The sequence below is a fragment of the Paenibacillus sp. PastM-3 genome (genome assembly GCF_029893965.1).
Taxonomy (GTDB): domain Bacteria; phylum Bacillota; class Bacilli; order Paenibacillales; family Paenibacillaceae; genus Paenibacillus_AQ.
In genome coordinates this window covers 114,136-133,190 of sequence record NZ_JARXXP010000017.1, presented here as the reverse complement: position 1 = coordinate 133,190, position 19,055 = coordinate 114,136, and the positions used below count along the sequence as shown (strand labels likewise).

The 19,055-nt window shown below is 53.0% G+C and carries 16 protein-coding genes, 1 tRNA gene and 2 riboswitches; of the genes, 7 read left to right on the top strand and 10 right to left on the bottom strand.

Features of this window, described 5'->3' with window-relative positions:
• Positions 1–156: 156 nt before the first annotated feature.
• Positions 157–1,443: a serine--tRNA ligase gene (gene serS, locus M2108_RS21680; RefSeq protein WP_277471314.1), complete on the bottom strand. Its 1,287-nt coding sequence runs from the start codon at positions 1,441–1,443 to the stop codon at positions 157–159.
• Between the two features lie 485 nt (positions 1,444–1,928).
• Here serS and ssuE point away from each other — a divergent pair, with 485 nt between their 5' ends.
• The gene (gene ssuE / locus M2108_RS21675; protein WP_277471312.1) at positions 1,929–2,480 is read left to right on the top strand and encodes an NADPH-dependent FMN reductase; all 552 of its coding nucleotides are present in this window, start codon (positions 1,929–1,931) and stop codon (positions 2,478–2,480) included.
• A 427-nt stretch (positions 2,481–2,907) separates the two neighbouring features.
• Here the strand turns inward: ssuE and nrdG are convergent, their stop codons facing one another.
• Positions 2,908–3,423, bottom strand: coding sequence for an anaerobic ribonucleoside-triphosphate reductase activating protein (gene nrdG, locus M2108_RS21670; protein ID WP_277471311.1), 516 nt, complete (start codon positions 3,421–3,423; stop codon positions 2,908–2,910).
• A complete protein-coding gene (locus M2108_RS21665; protein WP_277471310.1) occupies positions 3,420–5,405 on the bottom strand; it encodes an anaerobic ribonucleoside triphosphate reductase in 1,986 nt (661 codons plus the stop codon). Before M2108_RS21665 ends, nrdG begins: the two co-directional genes overlap by 4 nt.
• 338 nt (positions 5,406–5,743) lie before the next feature.
• A riboswitch (cobalamin riboswitch) is annotated at positions 5,744–5,973 on the bottom strand.
• A 361-nt stretch (positions 5,974–6,334) separates the two neighbouring features.
• Here M2108_RS21665 and M2108_RS21660 point away from each other — a divergent pair.
• Entirely contained in the window at positions 6,335–6,649 is a 315-nt protein-coding gene (locus tag M2108_RS21660) for an MTH1187 family thiamine-binding protein (RefSeq protein WP_277471309.1), read from the top strand.
• A gap of 78 nt (positions 6,650–6,727) precedes the next feature.
• A tRNA-Thr gene (locus tag M2108_RS21655) sits at positions 6,728–6,799 on the top strand.
• A gap of 137 nt (positions 6,800–6,936) precedes the next feature.
• On the opposite strand, the gene M2108_RS21650 is transcribed toward M2108_RS21655, so the two are convergent.
• Entirely contained in the window at positions 6,937–7,938 is a 1,002-nt protein-coding gene (locus tag M2108_RS21650) for a VanZ family protein (RefSeq protein WP_277471308.1), read from the bottom strand.
• Between the two features lie 54 nt (positions 7,939–7,992).
• A complete protein-coding gene (locus M2108_RS21645; RefSeq protein WP_277471307.1) occupies positions 7,993–8,244 on the bottom strand; it encodes a TetR-like C-terminal domain-containing protein in 252 nt (83 codons plus the stop codon).
• Positions 8,245–8,294: 50 nt separating this feature from the next.
• Here M2108_RS21645 and M2108_RS21640 point away from each other — a divergent pair, with 50 nt between their 5' ends.
• Positions 8,295–8,819 carry an MFS transporter gene (locus tag M2108_RS21640; protein WP_277471306.1) on the top strand — a complete coding sequence of 175 codons (525 nt, stop codon included), beginning with the start codon at positions 8,295–8,297 and terminating at the stop codon, positions 8,817–8,819.
• 36 nt (positions 8,820–8,855) lie between these two features.
• Positions 8,856–9,173 carry an MFS transporter gene (locus M2108_RS21635; RefSeq protein ID WP_280777174.1) on the top strand — a complete coding sequence of 106 codons (318 nt, stop codon included), beginning with the start codon at positions 8,856–8,858 and terminating at the stop codon, positions 9,171–9,173.
• Positions 9,174–9,227: 54 nt separating this feature from the next.
• On the opposite strand, the gene M2108_RS21630 is transcribed toward M2108_RS21635, so the two are convergent.
• From M2108_RS21630 to nrdI, 5 genes are all read right to left on the bottom strand, one after another.
• On the bottom strand, positions 9,228–9,446 hold the full coding sequence (locus M2108_RS21630) for a DUF2642 domain-containing protein (protein WP_277471327.1): 219 nt from the start codon (positions 9,444–9,446) through the stop codon (positions 9,228–9,230).
• 152 nt (positions 9,447–9,598) lie between these two features.
• On the bottom strand, positions 9,599–9,796 hold the full coding sequence (locus M2108_RS21625) for a DUF6199 family natural product biosynthesis protein (RefSeq protein WP_277471304.1): 198 nt from the start codon (positions 9,794–9,796) through the stop codon (positions 9,599–9,601).
• Positions 9,797–10,171: 375 nt separating this feature from the next.
• A complete protein-coding gene (gene nrdF / locus M2108_RS21620; RefSeq protein ID WP_277471303.1) occupies positions 10,172–11,131 on the bottom strand; it encodes a class 1b ribonucleoside-diphosphate reductase subunit beta in 960 nt (319 codons plus the stop codon).
• A gap of 37 nt (positions 11,132–11,168) precedes the next feature.
• Positions 11,169–13,253 carry a class 1b ribonucleoside-diphosphate reductase subunit alpha gene (gene nrdE, locus M2108_RS21615; protein WP_277471302.1) on the bottom strand — a complete coding sequence of 695 codons (2,085 nt, stop codon included), beginning with the start codon at positions 13,251–13,253 and terminating at the stop codon, positions 11,169–11,171.
• Positions 13,240–13,599, bottom strand: a complete 360-nt coding sequence (nrdI, locus tag M2108_RS21610; RefSeq protein ID WP_068723738.1) for a class Ib ribonucleoside-diphosphate reductase assembly flavoprotein NrdI — start codon at positions 13,597–13,599, stop codon at positions 13,240–13,242. The genes nrdE and nrdI overlap by 14 nt, the downstream gene beginning before the upstream one ends.
• 398 nt (positions 13,600–13,997) lie before the next feature.
• Here nrdI and M2108_RS21605 point away from each other — a divergent pair, with 398 nt between their 5' ends.
• Together M2108_RS21605 and M2108_RS21600 are read left to right on the top strand one after the other, a co-directional pair.
• Positions 13,998–15,605 carry an alpha/beta hydrolase gene (locus tag M2108_RS21605; protein ID WP_277471301.1) on the top strand — a complete coding sequence of 536 codons (1,608 nt, stop codon included), beginning with the start codon at positions 13,998–14,000 and terminating at the stop codon, positions 15,603–15,605.
• A gap of 1,172 nt (positions 15,606–16,777) precedes the next feature.
• A riboswitch (cyclic di-GMP riboswitch) is annotated at positions 16,778–16,868 on the top strand.
• A gap of 95 nt (positions 16,869–16,963) precedes the next feature.
• Positions 16,964–19,018: a choice-of-anchor A family protein gene (locus M2108_RS21600; protein ID WP_277471300.1), complete on the top strand. Its 2,055-nt coding sequence runs from the start codon at positions 16,964–16,966 to the stop codon at positions 19,016–19,018.
• Positions 19,019–19,055: the final 37 nt, after the last annotated feature.

Below are 19,055 nucleotides of genomic sequence, written 5' to 3'. Positions count from 1 at the left end.
AAAAGTGCAGTTATGTCCGCTATAGGGGAAATATAGGGGAAAGCAGCAGAGCAGCGTTATATGGAACGCTCTCTGCTGCTTTTGTAACGGGTAACTGAAGCTATTGTGCTCTGTCCAGTGCGGCTCTAAGCCAGCTTATAACTGTGCTATAAGCTGCTACACCTGCGGTGCTTCCAGCCGCTCCAGCCCGTTCATATATTTCCGCAGCGCTGCCGGTATATATATCGATCCATCCTCCTGCTGATGGTTCTCCAGCAGCGGGATCAATATACGCGGTGTAGCCACGGCAGTGTTATTCAGCGTATGGCAGTATTGCAGGCGGCCGTGCTCATCGCGGTAGCGGATGTTCGAGCGCCGGGCCTGGAAGTCATGCAGGTTCGAGGCCGAGTGGGTCTCGCCGAATGCATCCCGGCTGGGCATCCAGGTCTCCACATCGTATTGCTTGTGCGTCTTGAGCGACATGTCGCCGCTGCAGACCGCAACAATGCGGTAAGGCAGCTCCAGCAGCTGCAGAATATGCTCGGCGTTGGCCAGAATCTCCTGCAGCATCTGCTCCGAAGCCTCCGGGTCGTTTCGGCAGAATACAACCTGCTCAATCTTCGAGAACTGATGCACCCGGTACAGGCCGCGCACATCGCGTCCCGCCGAGCCGACCTCGCGGCGGAAGCAGGCCGACATGCCTGCCAGCCGCATGGGCTCGTCAAGCTCCACGGTCTCATCGCTGTACAGCGAGACCAGCGAGACTTCCGAGGTGCCGGCCAGCCAGCGGTTTTCGCCGTTCAGCTCATAGGTCTGATCCCGGCCGCCAGGGAAAAATCCGGTCCGCTCCAGCGCCTCCGGACGGACAATGACCGGCACGTCCATCGCGGTGAAGCCGCGCCCGGTCAGAACGTCCAGGGCCAGCCGCTGCACGGCGAGATGGAGATCGAGCCCCGCGCCCTTCAGCACATAGCTGCGCGGGCCGCCGGCTTTGACACCGCGCGGAATGTCGAGGATGCCGTGCAGCTCGCCCAGCTCGACATGATCGCGCGGGGCGAAGCCGAACTCCGGCAGCGTACCGCTGCGGCGCAGCTCCACATTCTCGCTGTCATCCTTGCCGATCGGCGTGTCGGCCGATACGGGATTGGGGACAAGCAGCTGCAGTTCACCGCAGCGGTGTTCGGCCTCCGCCAGGTCCGCTTCCAGTGTTCCGAGCAAGCTATTAATCGCCCGCACCTGCTCCTTGATCCGCTCACCGGCAGCATGCTCGCCCCGGCGCAGCAGCTGTTCGATCTCCTTGCTCAGCGTGTTTCGCTCCGCACGGTGCTGCTCAGTATCGCGGAGCAGCACACGCCGCTTGTCGTCCCATTCCAGCAATTCGTCCAGCGCGGGATCGACTCTTTTCCAAAGTGCCGTATTTCTCACAAGCTCTTGATTTTCCCTGATCCAGTTCATGTCCAGCATACCGCATTCGCTCCTTTTGTCTTAAAAAAATACAAAAAACGCCCTCATCCATGGGACGAGGAGCGTCAGCTCGCGGTGCCACCCAGGTTGACCGAACTTGCGGAAATACAGGCTTGCAGGAGGTTCGGTCCTCTTTGGTCTTCGCGGTAACGGGCGAAACCCGGTAAACTTAGGGAACATGAAACTGCTCCGGTCGCAGACGCCTCACGGTTGGATGCCGGTCATTGGCAGGATTGCAATATAGGTTTGCCGCTCATTATATCCCAGAAAACTGGCATACGCAAGCAATGGGCTGAAAAATGGGCTTTTAGAAAGCGCCCTTTAGCCCCGGGCCAGTAACGGCAAACAGGAGGATGACGGGATGGGCACATTTTGAGGTTTGACAATATTCCGTCCTTTTTGATAGGATTATGAATAATTTAAAGTATTTTAGACCGCGATGAGCGGCATATTTTCTTATAAACCATAGCGGAAGAGGTGCAGATGTGGCCAAAATAGTTGTAATCAACGGAACGCCGTCCCTGGTATCGCGGATTAACGCGGTCATTGAATATGCAGAGGCGGATCTGCGCGGGCGCGGTTTTGAAGTGGAACGGATTAATGTAGCCGAGCTTCCGGCAGAGGACCTGATCCACACCAAGTTCGAAAGCGAAGCCATTGTCAAAGCCAACGGGCTCGTAGCCGAAGCGGATGCCGTAATTGTTGTCAGTCCGGTATATAAGGCTTCTTACACAGGTGTGCTGAAAACCTTCCTTGATCTGGTCCCGCAAAAAGGCCTGGCCGGCAAAATCGCACTCCCGCTCTTCATGGGCGGCAGCCTTGCGCATCTGCTGGCGATTGACTATGCACTGAAGCCTGTACTATCCGTATTGGGTGCCCGCCATATTCTGGGCGGCGTATATGCTGTTGATTCCCAGGCGGTCCGCAACGACCAGGGTGTCGTTGAGCTGGCCGACGAGCTCAAGCTGCGCCTGAACAGTGTGCTTGAAGAGCTGGCTGAAGAGACTGCGGCGAAGGCTGCACGTAAAACGGTCTAGTTACATTATCTATTGAAGCTGCTGAGATACAGCTGCTGCTACAGCAAAGCCCCGCACTGCCGGAAATCCGGCGGTACGGGGCTTTTTGGTATGTGTATGCGAACCGGTCAGATTTATTCAACAATCCTGAGTAGTGCAACCAGAGGTCTGATTGTATTTTGTACAACAGAATTCCTTCTCAGGAAAGTCATTTTGTGTTTGGTTGCATTTTGTACATTAGAATGTGGTGAATCGCTGCTAAATCCGGTACTTAGGCAAAATCTGCTGTAGAAAGTGCAATAGATCATCATTTTAGGCGCGAAATACGTTATTCTGTTGTACAAAATACAATAGAGTGCCTTATCCAGCCAGCAAAATGCTGCGACCAAGGTAAGAAGCTTAACCTTCCCAAAGCCCCGGTTTGAACTGGAAAAGCGTCTAATGCAGCTTATGGCACCGCCGGTTGCCAGTGCACAACCCCGCTGCCGGCCAGGCTGGCCGGGATATCGATGATCCGCTGGTTGCTGCTGCCCCGGTAAGGGAGCGTAGTGTCCTTGAGCTCTTCGACGAACCGGCCGTCGATGACAACCTGGCACATGGCCAGCAGGTTCCACTCCGGTGAGCCGGGAGTGGCGGTGAGCTCCTCATAGGTGTAGCCGGTATAAATCCATACCGGAAAATCCGGCAGCACGGTCCGGAGCTCGCGGAGGAAGCCGCAGGCCTCATCCGCCGAGAAAAAAGGATCGCCGCCCGCCAGCGTCAAACCGTCCAGCAGCGGATTGGCAGCCATTTCGGCGATAATCTCATGCTGCCGCTTCAGTGTGAACGGTTCGCCGAAATTGAAGTTCCACGTCTTCGGGTTGAAGCAGCCCGGACAGCGGTGACGGCAGCCGCTTAAGAAAATGACCGCCCGCAGGCCTTCTCCTTCATTAATAGACTCCGGGTAGTAGCCGCAGATATTCATAGGTGCTTGATACGGTCTCTCACTTCAGCCTGCTTGGCGGCATTGAAGCGGGTCTGGTAATCGCCGGTCAGATATCCGGTTACCCGGCGCAGCCGGCGGATATAGGTATCATGCTCATGGGCGCCGCAGGACGGGCAGTTGGTGCCGATTACCCCTTCATAGCCGCAGCCGGAGCAGCGGTCAATCGGGTGGTTGATGCTGAAATAGCTGATTTGCTGCTCCAGCGCGTACTTGATGATTTTGACAAAAGCCGCCGGGTTGCTCCGTGCATTCCCGTTCAGCTCCACATAGGAGATGGCGCCGGCGTTGCAGTATTCATGGAACGGGGCTTCCAGGCTGATCTTCTGGGCTGCGCCAAGCTCATGGTACACAGGGATATGGAACGAGTTCGTATAGTATTCACGGTCCGTTACGCCCGGGATAGAGCCGAGTACCTTGCGGTCCACCTTCGTGAATTTGCCGGACAGGCCTTCAGCCGGTGTAGCAAACAGTGTAATGTTCAGATCCAGCTCTTCGCTCTTGCGGTCGCAGTATTCGCGCATGTGGCGGACGATGGCCAGCGCTTTGGCATGAACCTCCATGTCCTCACCGTGATGCTTGCCGTACATGGCCTTCATGCATTCCGCCATTCCGATAAAGCCGATGGACAGGCTGCCGTGCTTCAGCAGGTCACCGACGAGCTCATCAGGACCGAGTGCCTCGCCGCCTTCCCACACACCCTCACGCATCATGAAATCGGAGGCTTTGGCCTTTTGGGCAGCCTGAATGCGGAACCGGTGCAGCAGGCCTTCCAGCGCAATGTCCATATAGTGGTTGAGGTCATCGTAAAAGCCTTCTTCATCAGCCGCCAGCCGGCGTCCGGTAATGGTGCCGTGGGCCAGCCCGAGACGGACCAGGTTCAGTGTGTTAAAAGACAGGTTGCCCTTGCCGGAGCAATGATTGCGTCCAAAACGGTCACCGAGCACACGCGTGCGGCAGCCCATAGTTGCGAATTCTGTATCCGGGTTCGACGGATCATAATACTGCAGATTGAGCGGCGCATCCAGGTTGGCAAAGTTCGGATACAGTCTGCGGGCCGAGCATTCAGCCGCCTTCAGGAACAGCTCATAGTTCGGATCACCCTGCTGCTGGTTAACGCCCTGCTTGCACTTGAAAATCTGGATCGGGAACACCGGTGTTTCACCGCTGCCCAGGCCGTTCATCGTTGCGGTCAACAGGGAGTTGATAACCAATTGGCCTTCCGGTGAAGTGCAGGTGCCGTAGTTGATGCTGGTAAAAGGAATCTGTCCGCCCGAGCGGCTGGACATCGTATTCAGGTTGTGGATCATGCTCTCTGCAGCCTGCAGGGTTTCGATCTCGGTCTCTTTCTGCGCGAAGCGGAAGGAGCGCGGATACCGCTCAGCCAGATCGCTGCGGCTCATTGTGATGTCTCCGGCGATTTCGCTTGCCTCGCCTTCCTCAAAGTAGCCAAGACCCTTGCGGAACAGCTTGGCGAAGGATTTGGTCACATATGGCGCGAGGTCGAAGTCGATCTTGTTGGCGGATACGCCGCCGTATTGGGCATTCTGCTGGGACTGGAAGATTATCGCCACCAGCGACATGGCCGTCATAATCGAGTTAGGAGGGCGGACGCTGCCGTTGCCGGTGTTGAAGCCCTCGCGCAGCAGGCGCTCGAACGGAATGAAGATGCAGTTGGTTGTTCCGATAGCGTATTGGTCCAGGTCATGGACATAAACGACGTTATCGAGCGTTGCCTGTACGAGCTGCGGCGGCATGGTGAAATTACGGGCATACCATTTGGAATATTCACTGCCGAATTTACTCATTTTTCCGGAAAAGCTTTCTCCGTTCAGGTTCGCATTCTCGCGCAGCAGATCCAGATCGGTGCTGTCGATAATGTCCCGGCCTAAATGTATTAATTCATTCAGAAGAACCTCCTGTGCAGCTTGTCCGCTATTGTGCCGTTTCTCCAGCAGCGTCATATGTAACTCTCTCCTCTCGGTATAGTGGTCCGTTAAATCTATTTAATCCCTAATATGTAGTCTGTCTGAGCCCAGTAAAAAGGCACCTCCCGCCTTGGATGCGGAAAATGCCCGGATGCGTTCTAAATACCCTATAAAGCGGATATTTGCCAGAGGTCTGGGTGTCAGGAGAAGGGGCATGAGCTGCCTTCTTATCCTAGGCAGAAGCCGATACCTGAAGGCAATAGGGACTATCGTCCTCAGGTATCGGCAGCCTGATATCCCGGTCATCCGGGTAGGCTGATTCTGCTGCTGCAGGCCGCATACGGACACCTCTCCTGTTCCTCGCAGGGTTAAATAACGGTGCCCGGAAACAGGCAGGTCTCCTGGCTTCCGGTGCATCCAGCGGCTCCTTCCCGGGGGCTTGTCCGCCCTCAGTGGATCATGCCGGAGGATGTGCCTGACGGGGAGCATTCTCCCGGCCGGCATCCGGTTACAGTGGCGGGACCGCAGCGGATTTGCACCGCGCTTCCCTATTAAGCTTATACTCTCTTAACAAGAGTAAAGCACCCGCTTCCACTATATTTGGTTGATGTTAATAAAAATACCCCAATATATTGTGTTTGTAAACCATTATTTACAAAGCCGCGCGGGGAGCGGCTTCAGCCCGCTTACTCACAGGTGATCCACAACTAGTCCACAGGTAATCCACAGCCTGAGGCTAAAATAATGCCGGCAGGATTCATAAATTGTCCGAAAAGCTGCCACAAAGACTCCATAAATCTAGTGATTCTGACACTGGATTTATGGAAGGGGGGATGTACGTTCCAGAGTTTATATAGATGAAAAATGATGAATTTTTTGTGGCTAAAATTTGTGGGAGAGCATTGGAGTTGCTACAATATATAGGTGGTTAATGGCCACAAATTTATATCTGGAGGGATCTAACGATGGCAATCGGCGAAGTTACAGTCATTCCGATCGGCACAGGCAGTACCAGTCTGAGCAGCTATGTGGCTGACATGCAGCGTGTGCTGCAGACGGTGGAGGGAATTACCTTTGAGCTGACCTCCATGGGAACGATTATCGAGGGGCCGGTATCCAGGATTCTGGCGGCTGTAGAGGCGCTACACGAGTCTCCGTTCAATGCCGGTGCACAGCGCGTATCCACTTCACTCAAGATTGATGACCGCCGTGACAGGCCTTCAACGAGCCGCAGCAAGCTGCAGTCGGTCGAGCAGAAGCTGCAGGACGGTCAGGTGTAGCACAGGATAAAAGAGTCTTGGCGATTTGAGCCAAAAGTTGTATAATATTTTTTGTTTGACGGGTATTCCAAGCTTCAGGCTGGTGTAGCTCAGGGGTAGAGCAACGCACTCGTAATGCGTAGGCCGGGGGTTCAATTCCCTTCACCAGCATCGTGAAAGTCCGAGGCGTGGCGCGGATTCTTGATATTTCAAGAGCCGCGCTTTTTTTATTGTTCTACCATTTTTCTAACCTTTATTCGAGTAAAGTGTTATCTGGAGCCTTAACCTTCAAGGCCTTGCCTGCCGCGCTATCCCCCGCCCAGCAACCGATGAATTCGTGCCGCCAGCTTTTGGCCGGCATTGGCTTCAATAAGCGTGACATCCCAGAATACCGCATTGGTTCGAGGGTCGGCAGCATCGTTGAAGACGCCAATCGTCAGCTCCTGCTTGCCTTCAAGCGGCACACGGAAGGATAACGGCTGATTCTCGCCAGGTACGATATTCATATCTATGGAGTAAATCTCTTCTCCGTCGGCGCTTATAATGACACGGCTGGTGCCGCTGCTCGCCGCATTTATAACGTCGTCAGGGACGGCCAGATTACCAGAAAACTCTTTGAACTGTCCATCAAGGCGCAGTGAGAACTCGTGGCTTCTCGGATTATCACGGCTGTATAGATTGACCGCTGGTTCGATCCGCTCTTGCGATGCAGTGAAACCGTTGAGTCTTGATTCCCACCTTACTTCACCATGCTCAAGGGGGACTTGGTCCAGCGCGATGATCTCACCGCGGCCATAATCCAGATAATGATTAAGACCACTCACGGCGGAGTAGACGGCCACAGTCAAGACTGCTCCGGAGAACAGGAGCTTGAGTAAACCTCTTTGCGTTGTACGATCGCGGCGTATCAGCCGCTGAGCGCCATAGCCGACAGTCGCACCCAGCGTATTAATGACGATATCGTTAATATCGAACGCGCCCAAATGGGTCACCATCTGGATCAGCTCAACCCCGGTAATGGCCGCTAAGAAGACCAAGAGAAACGGCAGGAACCGGCAGCGGATCAGTAGCGGAATCACTAGTCCAAACGGTACGAATGCCAGGTAGTTCCCCAGGTTGAAGACCCAAAGATTCGCATAACCACCGCCCGGAAACCTCAGCGGAATCCCGTCAAATACCAAATGATACCGCAAGCCCGTCTCCGGCAGAGCCGATGAACGGTTGAAGCCAACGAATAAGAAAAATAGGGTTAAGACTGTGTATAGCCCGAACCCGGCCCAAGCGCTGGTCCTCTTTTTCCCTTGAAACATGATGTATGACCTCTCCTTATAGCTCAATTTAGTGTCCTTGCAGGAACAGTGTATTTACACAGGAATTGTTACATGCGCCGACCCCAGCCTCGAAATCTGTGAGAACAAAATAGCCATCTCCGCCGGAAGTAGATCGAAATCCCGTTGTATCCAGAATTGCATGGTCCCCACATAGGCTGAAGCAAGATACGCAAATAAATATTGTTGTTTGACAGGAATATCTGCAGATTTAATCTGTTGATGATGATTTCTGATCATCGATTTTGTGGTTGTTCTGATTATAGTCAGCAGGTAAAAGTTAATCAATACGCTGTTTAGTAAAAGGAGAGCTGATATGAATAGTCAGGACAAACAGAATGAGTGTCTATTTGGGGATACGTTATTTGCTAACGGCGAATGCACTACGACCAGCCCAATCCGCTTATGATAAGCGATCCTTGGATATAGCCGGATTTTTTCTGGCTCCTGTAGCCTTTGTTTTACTCGCCTTAAGCATGAATGTGGATGCTTTCCAATGGCTTCTTTGGATATTGAGGGCAGTCAGTGTCATACTGCTGGTCTGGTTGTGGTTTCATGAGACAAGACATCCGCAGCCGATTCTGGCTCTTCAGGCATTCCGAAAGGTTAGCTTTCGAAGAGGAATATTTGTAAGCTGGGTTCAATACGCGGCTCTAAACGGATCTCTGGTATTTATCCCGCAGTACCTGCAGCATTTTAAAGGGTATAGCCCGTTTCAGGCGGGTTTGGTCATGAGTATGGTGGCTATCACGTCCGGACTGCTTATGCCGGTTGGCAGAAGGCTGTTTGATAAGGTGGGTATACGCCCGCTTGCCGGCTTGGGTTTAGGGACGATCTCTCTGGCTTTATTGCTGCTGTCATAAATAGGCCAGAACGTAGGAGGGGGGCTGATTGGGGGAATGGTGGGGCTGCTCGGAATCGGAATGGGCCTTTGTATGATGTCTCTCAATACCTACATCCTGCAATCCGCGCCTTCGGAGCTAATCAGCCGTGTTACACCGTTAACCTCAGCAAGCTCCAATCTGGTAATCCCTATTGCGATTGCGGGTTTGAGCAACTTCCTGGCACTCCGGACGAACGCGCGGATAACGATGGCAGGCGGCAATACAGCGTTGGCAGAAATGAAGGGGTACTCTGATACCTTCCTGTTAGCGGCTTGCATTGCTTTGTCAGGAGCATTGTTCAGTCTGCTGCTGGGGTCAAAACATCATTCGTAGTATACGACTATAAAGAAAAGAAAAAGAGCTGCAAGAGCAGCTCATTCAAGAATTTCATTCGGGCATAATCCAAACAATCTCACAAATGCGCACAAAGAATTTTCTGCCCCTGGTATCCAATACAACGTGGTCTGGCTTGACATCCATCACACAGCCGCTGATTCCGCCGCGGGTAGTTTCCAGAACTACTTGCTTTCCCCTTACGGACATTAAGGTTTCAACGACAAACGGATCAACAGGATAGACAGTAATGGCATGGGGCATTGTGTACATTGGCTGATAATTATTCAAGGTCTTACCTCCCAGTTGGTTATGCCTCATCCTATGCAAATGCCCAACGAAAGAGCTGGGCGGGGGCCCATTTGGGGGAAGCCATAAACGTTATGACACGATTACGACAAGAGAATGCCTTCCAACCTTCTAACCTAAAATAATGCTGGTAATAAAAATAATAAAAAGATAATAAGCACGATAACACTGCTGATTCTGCTCATCATGAGATAGGCATCACTGGGCTCGGATTCCCCTTTTACCATCCAGCCGTAACGCATGTACCAGCCTGCAGCCGGAAAGAAAATATTCAGTACCGCAATTAGCACGAAAAGAGTAGCGAAGATTACCATTTTTACCAACTCCTTTAGTCATCTTACGCATCCTGTGATTAAGAAGTTGCATATCGGGACGCTGCGAGGTTACGTTTTTGCAGATAGTTGGATTTTAGCCACTTAATTCTAGTGATTTACAGCATTCGAGAACATTAGTTGGAAAAAGGGCATTAATTTAGGGTAATCTGGTGCGCTGGAGGTAATTTCGATAAAATTAAGTGGCACTTTTCGATCTAGTTTCCCGAAAGTGGGGTTTATTGATAAATTAGATGGCGATTTTCCACTTAAATTTTAGGTGAACATGTGGAGTTCCACACAACAAAAAAACCGCCGGGAATCTCCGGCGGCATTAAAAAAAGGGGCGCGTGCGCCCCTTTTTGCTATGTCTAAAAGTTAGAAACTAAAGTCCTCATCACGCAGCGGCTCCACGTTCAGCGCACGGACGTAGCCGTTGCCTTTTTTGGAGAAAAAGTCATGCTGCTTGGTGTGGGTGCTGATCCCGTTCTGGACGATCGGGTTAATCTCTTCCTCGCCAAAAAGCGGGTCATGGCCCAGGTTCATCATCGCTTTGTTGGCGTTGTAACGCAGGAAGGCCTTCACTTCCTCCACAAGCCCGATTGGCGCATAAATCTGCTCAGTGTATTGCTCCTCGTTCGCATGCAGCAGGCGCAGAAGGCCTACGAGTGTCTGGTACACGTCACGCTGGTCGTCCTCGGACAGCTCCTCGAAAATCTCCTGGGCCAGCACGCCGACATATACGCCGTGGATGCTCTCGTCGCGCAGGATCAGGTCGATGATCTCGCCGCTGCAGGTCATTTTGCCCTGGCCGGCCAGGTAGAGCGGGTAGAAGAAGCCGCTGTAGAACAGATAGCTCTCCAGCAGGACGGAAGCCGCCATCGCCAGGTAGAGGTCCTTGGGAGTTTCGATTTTTTTGTAATACTCGGAAATGGTCTGGGCCTTGAACTGCAGGAACGTGTTGTCCTCCACCCAGCGGAAGATCCCGTCGATCTCCTCAGTGGAAGCCAGCGTCGTAAAGATGCTGCTGTAGGACTTCGCGTGAATCTGCTCCATCATCCCCATGAAGCCGAGCACCGCCTTGCGCTGCAGGCCGTCCACATGCTCCATAATCTGCGGCATCCCTACGCCGCCTTGCACGGTGTCGAGCAGGGTGAGCCCGCCCAGCACCTTCATATAGGAGTCCTTTTCGGTGTCGCTCAGCGTCAGCCAGGACATTTTGTCATCGGATAATGGAATTTCGTCGTCGGTCCAGAACTGCATAATATTCTGGTTCCAGAACATCAGCGAGAAGTCGTCGTCGGGTCGGTTCCAGTTCACGGCTTGAATTGCGCTCATAATGGTCTAATCTCCCTTTCTGTAGCCGTACGGGCCTTTAAATCGAGCAGGTCAGGCATTCCTCGACGGACAGCTTTTTGGTGCGTGTGTAATACAGCGACTTCAGGCCTTTGTGTGCAGCATACAGGTAGCAGCGGGCCAGCTCACGGGTCGTAACATCACTGTTCACGTGCAGGACAGTCGAGATACCCTGGTCGATATGGGGCTGAATTTCCGCAATCAGGTCAATCACCTTGAACTGGTCCATCTGATAAGCGGATTTATAGTAGAACACATTGTCCGGCTGCAGATAAGGCATCGGATAATAGGTAGTCGAGTTGGCATAGGTACGGGTCTCGATCTGCTCCACAATCGGCATTACGCTGGATGTGGCATTCTGGATATACGAGATGCTTGCAGTTGGAGCGATCGCCAGACGGTAGGCATGGTACAGGCCGTTTTTCTTAACAGCTTCACGCAGCTGCTTCCAGTCTTCCTGGGTAGGAATGTAGATGCCTGCGAACAGCTCCTGTACTCTTGCCGTAACCGGCTGATAATTGGTAGATACGTAGCGGTCAAAATAAACCCCTGTCGCATAATCGGACTCTGCGAAGCCGTAGAACGTCTCGCCGGTTTCAGCAGCGATTTCCATACTCTTTTCAATCGAGTGGTAGTTCATTGTCATGAAGAATGTGCGGGCAAAGTCGCGGGCCTGCTCGCTTTCATATGAGATCTTGTTCTTGGCCAGGTAACCGTGCAGGTTCATGACGCCAAGGCCGACGGAGTGCATCTCCTTGTTCGCTTTGGCTACGCCCGGAGCATTGGACACCGTGGTCATGTCGCTGACTGCAGTCAGGGCGAGCATGCCCTCATGAACAGATTCACGGATTTTGCCGTGCTGCATCACGTTCACGATGTTCAGGGAAGCCAGGTTGCAGCTGATATCGCGGCGGATCGCGTCTTCCTGGCCGTAGTCGTTAATCTCGGAAGTCTCCTGCAGCTGGAAGATCTCAGTGCACAGGTTGGACATTTTGACCTGGCCGACGTTCTTCAGGGCGTGAGCGTTATTGGCATTGCTCTTGTTCATAATATAGGGATAGCCCGATTCGAGCTGGATCATAGCAATTTTGGTCAGCATGTCGCGTGCGCTCATGGCAACCTTTTTCTTCACGCGCGGATCAGCGAGCAGGATGTCGTACATTTCGTCGAGATCCATGTCATCCAGATGGGTGCCGTAGGCCTGGAAAACCGTGTAAGGTGCAAATACATACAGCGGCTGATTATCCTGTGCCAACTTGTAGAAGCGGTTTGGCACGATCAGACCGATGGACAACGTCTTCAGGCGTGTCCGCTCGTCGGCGTTGATCTTTTTGCTGTCGAGGAATTCAAGCACGTCCCAGCCGAAAATATTATAGTAAGCCGCACCGGAGCCCTTGCGCTGGCCCATCTGGTCAGCATAGGAGAAGCCGTCTTCCATCAGCTTCAGGACAGGCATGATGCCTTTAGCTGCATCCTCTACACCTTTGATCGTCTCGCCGCGCGCGCGCAGCTTGGACAGATTGACCGCAACGCCGCCGCCGATTTTGGACAGCTGCATACAGGTGTTCAGCACATAGTTGATCGAGTTAAGCGAGTCATCCATCTCCAGCAGGAAGCAGGAAACCATCTCGCCGCGGCGGCTTTTGCCGGCATTGAGGAAGGTTGGGGTGGCCGGCTGCAGGCGCTGTTCCATCATCGAACGTGCCAGAGTGCGGGCCGTTTCAACGTTTCCGCGTCCCAGGTGCAGGGCTACTACCGCTACACGGTCCGGATAATGCTCGAGGTACTGCTTGCGGTCATTGGTTTTGACGGCATAGTCTGTATAGAACTTGGAAGCCGCCATATAGGAAGGAAAACGGAAATCATATTCATGGGCGATCCGGTAGACATCCTCCATCTCAGCTGCGCTGTAACGGTCATACAGGTCCTCGTAATAGTCATTGGCGATCATATAATCAATCTTGGCTTTGGTGCTTGTAAAGGTCAGGCTGCGGCGCTCCACATCACGCATGAACTCCGCTACAGCTTCCTGGTCTTTATCGAGCTGGAAAAATCCGGTCTCGTCTCTCTTCATCAACATGTTATTCAATTCAATATGCCGCAACCCGGTTCACCTCCTGTTTAATGCGCTCCACATCGCCAAAAGTCCCTGACAGCTCGAATTTGCCGACTACCGGCACATTATAGCGTTCTGCAATCAGGTCTGCGCTATGGGCGTACAGCTCACCCCAGTTTTTGTTGCCGCTGGCGGCAATGCCTTTCAGCCTGGAATGGTTCCTCTCCAAAAAAGAGGACACCTTCTCTGGGATCTGTCCAAATCCGGTGGTGTATGTAACAAGCACGTAAGGCTCGTCGATCGTCATATGCTCTTCGATTTGTACAGCAGGCAGCTTCAGCTTGTTGATAAAACGTCTGACATTGCCGGTTTTGGAATCGTAAGCAATCAGCATAGTCGCTCTAACCTCCTATAACAATGACTCAATTTAACCTTTGATAATGGTATTCGGGCAATCCGCTAGATTTATAAGTTCAACTACTATATACACTACATTTAGGTGACTTCAATCATTTTACTACCAGATATTGAAATGTCAATAGATCAGGAGGCCTCCGGAGACCCTCTGAAAGCCCTTCAAAAACGGTCAGGCCAGGCCCCGCCTGCAATCTGTTCTCTAAAATTTTATTCTAATTTTTAATATAGTCTGAGCCGTGCCGAAAAGAGGCCTTACGTACCCGGCACCCAAAAATCCATGCCTGTTCCGTCCTCCGTCTATGGTACAAGGAATCAAAAGCTTTCATAATAACGAAAGAAACCGCGAGAGATAAAGGATGAGAGGATGAAGGCCCGATGTTTGAAGTGCAAGAACTGGACTGGCAGGGGCGCCGGCTGACGGTGTTCCTGCCCCCTTCCTATGCGTTATCCCAAAAGCGTTATCCTGCAGTATATCTGCATGACGGCGCAACCTTAATGATGAATACCTTGAATTATATGTACAGGCTGTTCCGGGAGGGGCTGCTGGCCGAGCTGATCGTCGTCGGGATCAGCAGCCCTTCCCGAAATGATGATTATACACCCTGGCCTGAGTCTGCTGCAACAGAGGGCAGGCCGGCCTTCGGCGGCCGCGGGTCTGCCTATCTCGATGAAATCGCCGATGGCATCAAGCCTTACATTGATTCTGTCCTGCGGACGGCCCCGGAACCGGACAACACCGGGCTGATCGGTTATTCGCTGGGCGGCCTGGTGACGCTGCTGGCCGCTTACCGCCGGCCCGATGCCTTCGGGCGGTTCGGGCTGCTGTCACCTTCAATATGGTATGAAGGGATGCTTGGCTACACGGAAGCTAACCCGCTGCCTGACCGGGGGCAGAGGCTGTATTTCTCTGTAGGCAACCGTGAGGGCGTATATAAGCAGAATATCCAGCGGCATGCCGTGCCCAGCACATTGCAGCTGTACCGCAACCTGAGGGGGCAGCTGGCTGATGAGCAGCGGCTGCGGCTCTCGATTGCCGACGGGGCTGCCCATGACCTTGCCTCTATGTCGGCGCAGTTTCCCGAAGCGCTGCAGTGGCTGTACGGAGCAGCCGATGAACAGCAGACAGGCGGCGGAGTGAAGGGGAATAGTGCCGGAGGGGAGCTGATCTCACCGGTCAGTGCATGTGCTCTGCCGGGGACAGAGGTGTGGGACATGACCTCCCTATATAACGGCCTGACTTACCGGATCTTTGTCCATATCCCGCTGAAGCCCCCGCCGCCGGAGGGTTACCCGGTGCTGTACACCGTCGACGGCAATGCCTACTTCGCTTCCCTGAACGATGCGATGCGGCTGCAGACCCGGCATCCGCGGGGGCTTCCGTCCGGTATGGTAATCTCCATCGGTTATCCGGCAGACGGGCCGTTTGTGGCCGAGCGGCGCTTCCGGGATCTTACTGTGCCGGATGTACAGCAGGGTCTGCGTCCGGACGGCTCACCCTGGCCGGTGAACGGCGGGGCGGATGCCTTTCTCGATTTTATCGAGCTGGAGCTGATGCCGCTGATCCGCCGCAGATACCGCGCGGATCACTCCAGGGCGGCGCTGTTCGGACATTCACTGGGCGGGTTCTTCGCCCTGTATACGCTGATCCGCCGCAGCCGGCTGTTCAGCACTTATATCGCAGGCAGCCCGTCCCTCTGGTGGAAGGGCAGGGTGCTGTTCGATATGCTGCCGGAGCTGGAGGACAAGCTGCGCAGCGGGGAGCTTGCCTGCTCGCTGATGATCGGCATCGGCTCGGAGGAGACCGGTATGCTGGAGAATGCCAGGGCCTTCCATGAGCGGCTGGTCCCATATAACGGCAGCGGGCTCAGCCGGCTGTCCTATAAGGAATTCCAGGGCGAAGGGCATATGTCTGTGCTGCAGCCGCTGTTCAGTCCGATGCTGCGTTTTGTTTTTGCAGCTGAAGGTGCTGAGCTGTGCATCTGAGAGTCACCGGGAAGCTGTTCCATTTGACAAATCAGCAGTTTGCTTTATATTAGTAAGGGAGCGAGAGACCGTACTTATGCAAGCACAGGCTGGAACTACAACAATTGATGCCGCGGTGTTCCGGATTTTACCGGCTGCCGCGCTTTTCTTCTATATATAGGAGAAAAATATATAGGAGAAAAATATATAGGAGAAAAATATATAGGAGAAAAATTTTGCCGTATAAAATGGTATGTATCGGGTGCCCGGCGGGTATCTTCTTAATATAGATCAGAGGACAGGAAGGAGCGTATGCATAGGAAATGGGCAGTCTCCTTATTGCGTGGCTATGTATGCTTTGTCTGTTTTTTACCTTCAGAGATAAGGTGAGCCGGAAAATTCTTTATCCTGTAGCGCTGGTCGTAGTGATCGGCACTTTGGGCTGCTGGACCATTTTAATGTAATTTTTAGCTTGCTATCAGCTTATTTTCAGGTAGATCCTTTATAGTGAATATACCAGACACCCCCCAGTGTTATATGGTACCCTGCAGGTCTTGCCAACTCCCATGGCAAGGCCTTTTTGTTTGCTGCATAATATTTTTAAATTCCGGCAAAAATGTGATGTTTTTCACAATAAAATATTTAGAATTGTTTTATATTGAATTTGAAATACTAGGGATGAGAATAATGCAGTTTAAAAAGGAGGATGATGATGAATCACGAAGGAAGTCTCCGCCGCGGTCTGGTGTTTGGCCTGTTTTTAAGTGTTCCGCTCTGGATGTCAATGATCGGCTGGCTGCAGCTGTTATAATAGTAAACCCATGCAAAGAACGAAGACTGTCTGCGGAGTGATCCGCGGGGAGTCTTTTTTACTTGAATCGGGAATATAATAATTTCAATAATAAGTAGTTCAAATCTACTATAATAAAACATTTTAAATACAGCAATTTTAATTAAATGAATACGAGTATTCCTGAGTATAAGAGAGGATTAGTTGGACAATAAATAGAATTATAGAGCTCTGCTGCATATAATCCGCCTTACAGGCTCTTTTTTGAAAAAATCCTAATGTTATTGGCAAAATATTATAAGGAATAGATTGACAATACAGAGGATCAGGGAATACACTAAGTTTAGTTCTAAAGTAACAAATGTCATAGACTATTTACTCTATTATTAATTACATACCTTCTCATGTATAATCGCAAACCGCGCGAAAGTGCGGGACGCAAAGTCAGGAGTCTACAGCCTTTGAGAGAGGGCTATGATCGTCCGGCCGCCGTGGAGCTTGTCTTCCTGGCGGCTTTTTTGTTCATTTTTTTTAGGTGAAGGTGCTGCTATAACCAGGGTTTATATCGCATCTTACGGGGGGATTATTAATGAAACGTAAAACTGTATTCAAATTATCTTTTGCACTGGCTATGTCTGCAGTCCTGCTGGTCGGCGGCTGGCTGGCTTCGGCCGGTCAGGGTGAAGTGAAAGCCGACAGCACCCCCCTTCCGGGCATTGCAGGTAAGTATAATGTGTTTGTCCTTGGTGATCTCAAAGGCTATCATAGTGATTCTGAAGGCAGAATGGCTGCAGGCGGCAATATTACCCTTACACAGGGCGGATATTCGGTAGGCCACAGCCTGAGTGAAGCAGAACGCTCAGAAATGGATTCGCTGGTGGCTGGCGGCAATCTGAGCTATGAGATGGGGGAAGTTAACGGTAACGCCGTGTACGGCGGCACTTATACAGGTTCAGGTAAACCGCGGGGCGGGACAGGAACCCTGCGGAAAGAAGCGAACGTTATTAATTTTGTCTCGGAGTTTGCCTTGCTCCGCGCTAAATCCCAGGAGCTTGCAGCTTTGACGGTGAACGGCAAGACTGAGGATAACTATGGAAATATTAAACTGACCGGAACTGATCCCGCGCTGAATGTATTCTTGGTTTCAGGAAGCGCGCTTACGGGCGCCAATGAGCTGCGGATTACTGCACCGGAGGGATCTACCGCCATCGTTAATATCGACGGAGCTTCGGTCACGTTCAAGAACGGAAACGGGCTGACTGGCGTAAGCCAGAATAAAGTGCTCTATAACTTCCCGCAGGCAACGGCTCTGCGGCTGGAGAGTATCGGTGTAATGGGAACCGTGCTGGCACCGAATGCAGCGATTACTTTTAATAACGGGCAAATCAACGGCAGTATGATCGGTGCTTCCCTGGAAGGAAGCGGGGAATTCCACCATAAGCCATATACCGGCCGTGACAACGGAACCCCGGCAACACCGACACCGTCGCCATCACCAACAGCAACGCCAACGCCGGCTCCGACAAGCACAGCGACACCGGAGCCGACAGCAGCACCGACAGCAACGCCAACGCCGGCTCCGACAAGCACAGCGACACCGGAGCCGACAACAGCACCAACAGCAACGCCAACGCCGGCTCCGACAAGCACAGCGACGCCGGAGCCGACAACAGCACCGACGGCAACGCCAACGCCGGCTCCGACAAGCACAGCGACGCCGGAGCCGACAACAGCACCGACGGCAACGCCGACGGCAGCACCGACAAGCACGCCGACGCCGGTACCGACAACTGCGGCAACGCCGACACCAACAGCAGCACCGACAAGCACGCCGACGCCGGTACCGACGCCGGTACCGACAACAGCACCAACACCGACACCGACAGCAGCTCCGACAGGCACGCCGACGCCGGTACCGACAACAGCACCAACACCGACACCGACAGCAGCACCGACAAGCACGCCGACGCCGGTACCGACAACTGCAGCAACGCCGACACCAACGACAGTACCGACAAGCACGCCGACGCCGGTACCGACAACTGCGGCAACGCCGACACCAACAGCAGCACCGACAAGCACGCCGACGCCGGTACCGACAACAGCAGCAACGCCGACACCGACTTCAGGTACTCCGGCTACTGAACCGCCGGCAGCAACACCGACTTCAGGCACCTCTACAGCAGCACCAACAAGCAGTGTAACGCCTGCCCCTACAGCACCGGCAACAGCCCTGCCGACGAGTGTAGGTGCTATTCCGGGCGGAACGCCGTTAACCCCGACCGGTCCGACGGTCATTGGAACGATAGTGACAGATGACGAACTGGCCATCGACGATAATCCTGTACCGCTTGGTCCAGGCGCAAGTGCAACGGCAGCCGCAGGAGGAGTGATTGCAGTGATTGCACCTCAGGTAACACCGGTGCCAAGTCCGACAGCCGGGCCGGGACCGGATGATGAAATTATTCTTGATGATGAAATTCCGCTGGGCGGTGTTACCGATCCCGGCACTACAGCAGCGGCAGCCGCTACATTGCCGCAGACCGGGGAAGCGAGCCCCGCTCCGTATTACATCACAGGTCTGACGCTGGCCGCTTTGGGGCTGCTGCTAAGCAGAACCAGAACCGGCAAACGCAAAAGCTAGAAACAGTAAAGCCTGGCGGATGAACTAGGAATTCCGC

Bases quoted from the DNA above. Each gene is read 5' to 3' on its own strand.
- M2108_RS21660 (WP_277471309.1), top strand. From the start codon at position 6,335: ATGGCAATCGGCGAAGTTACAGTCATTCCGATCGGCACAGGCAGTACC.
- serS (WP_277471314.1), bottom strand. From the start codon at position 1,443: ATGCTGGACATGAACTGGATCAGGGAAAATCAAGAGCTTGTGAGAAAT.
- M2108_RS21600 (WP_277471300.1), top strand. From the start codon at position 16,964: ATGAAACGTAAAACTGTATTCAAATTATCTTTTGCACTGGCTATGTCT.
- M2108_RS21625 (WP_277471304.1), bottom strand. From the start codon at position 9,796: ATGGTAATCTTCGCTACTCTTTTCGTGCTAATTGCGGTACTGAATATT.
- M2108_RS21605 (WP_277471301.1), top strand. From the start codon at position 13,998: ATGTTTGAAGTGCAAGAACTGGACTGGCAGGGGCGCCGGCTGACGGTG.
- nrdF (WP_277471303.1), bottom strand. From the start codon at position 11,131: ATGAGCGCAATTCAAGCCGTGAACTGGAACCGACCCGACGACGACTTC.
- M2108_RS21640 (WP_277471306.1), top strand. From the start codon at position 8,295: ATGAGTGTCTATTTGGGGATACGTTATTTGCTAACGGCGAATGCACTA.
- nrdG (WP_277471311.1), bottom strand. From the start codon at position 3,423: ATGAATATCTGCGGCTACTACCCGGAGTCTATTAATGAAGGAGAAGGC.
- M2108_RS21630 (WP_277471327.1), bottom strand. From the start codon at position 9,446: ATGTACACAATGCCCCATGCCATTACTGTCTATCCTGTTGATCCGTTT.
- M2108_RS21665 (WP_277471310.1), bottom strand. From the start codon at position 5,405: ATGACGCTGCTGGAGAAACGGCACAATAGCGGACAAGCTGCACAGGAG.
- M2108_RS21650 (WP_277471308.1), bottom strand. From the start codon at position 7,938: ATGTTTCAAGGGAAAAAGAGGACCAGCGCTTGGGCCGGGTTCGGGCTA.
- nrdI (WP_068723738.1), bottom strand. From the start codon at position 13,599: ATGCTGATTGCTTACGATTCCAAAACCGGCAATGTCAGACGTTTTATC.
- M2108_RS21635 (WP_280777174.1), top strand. From the start codon at position 8,856: ATGGTGGGGCTGCTCGGAATCGGAATGGGCCTTTGTATGATGTCTCTC.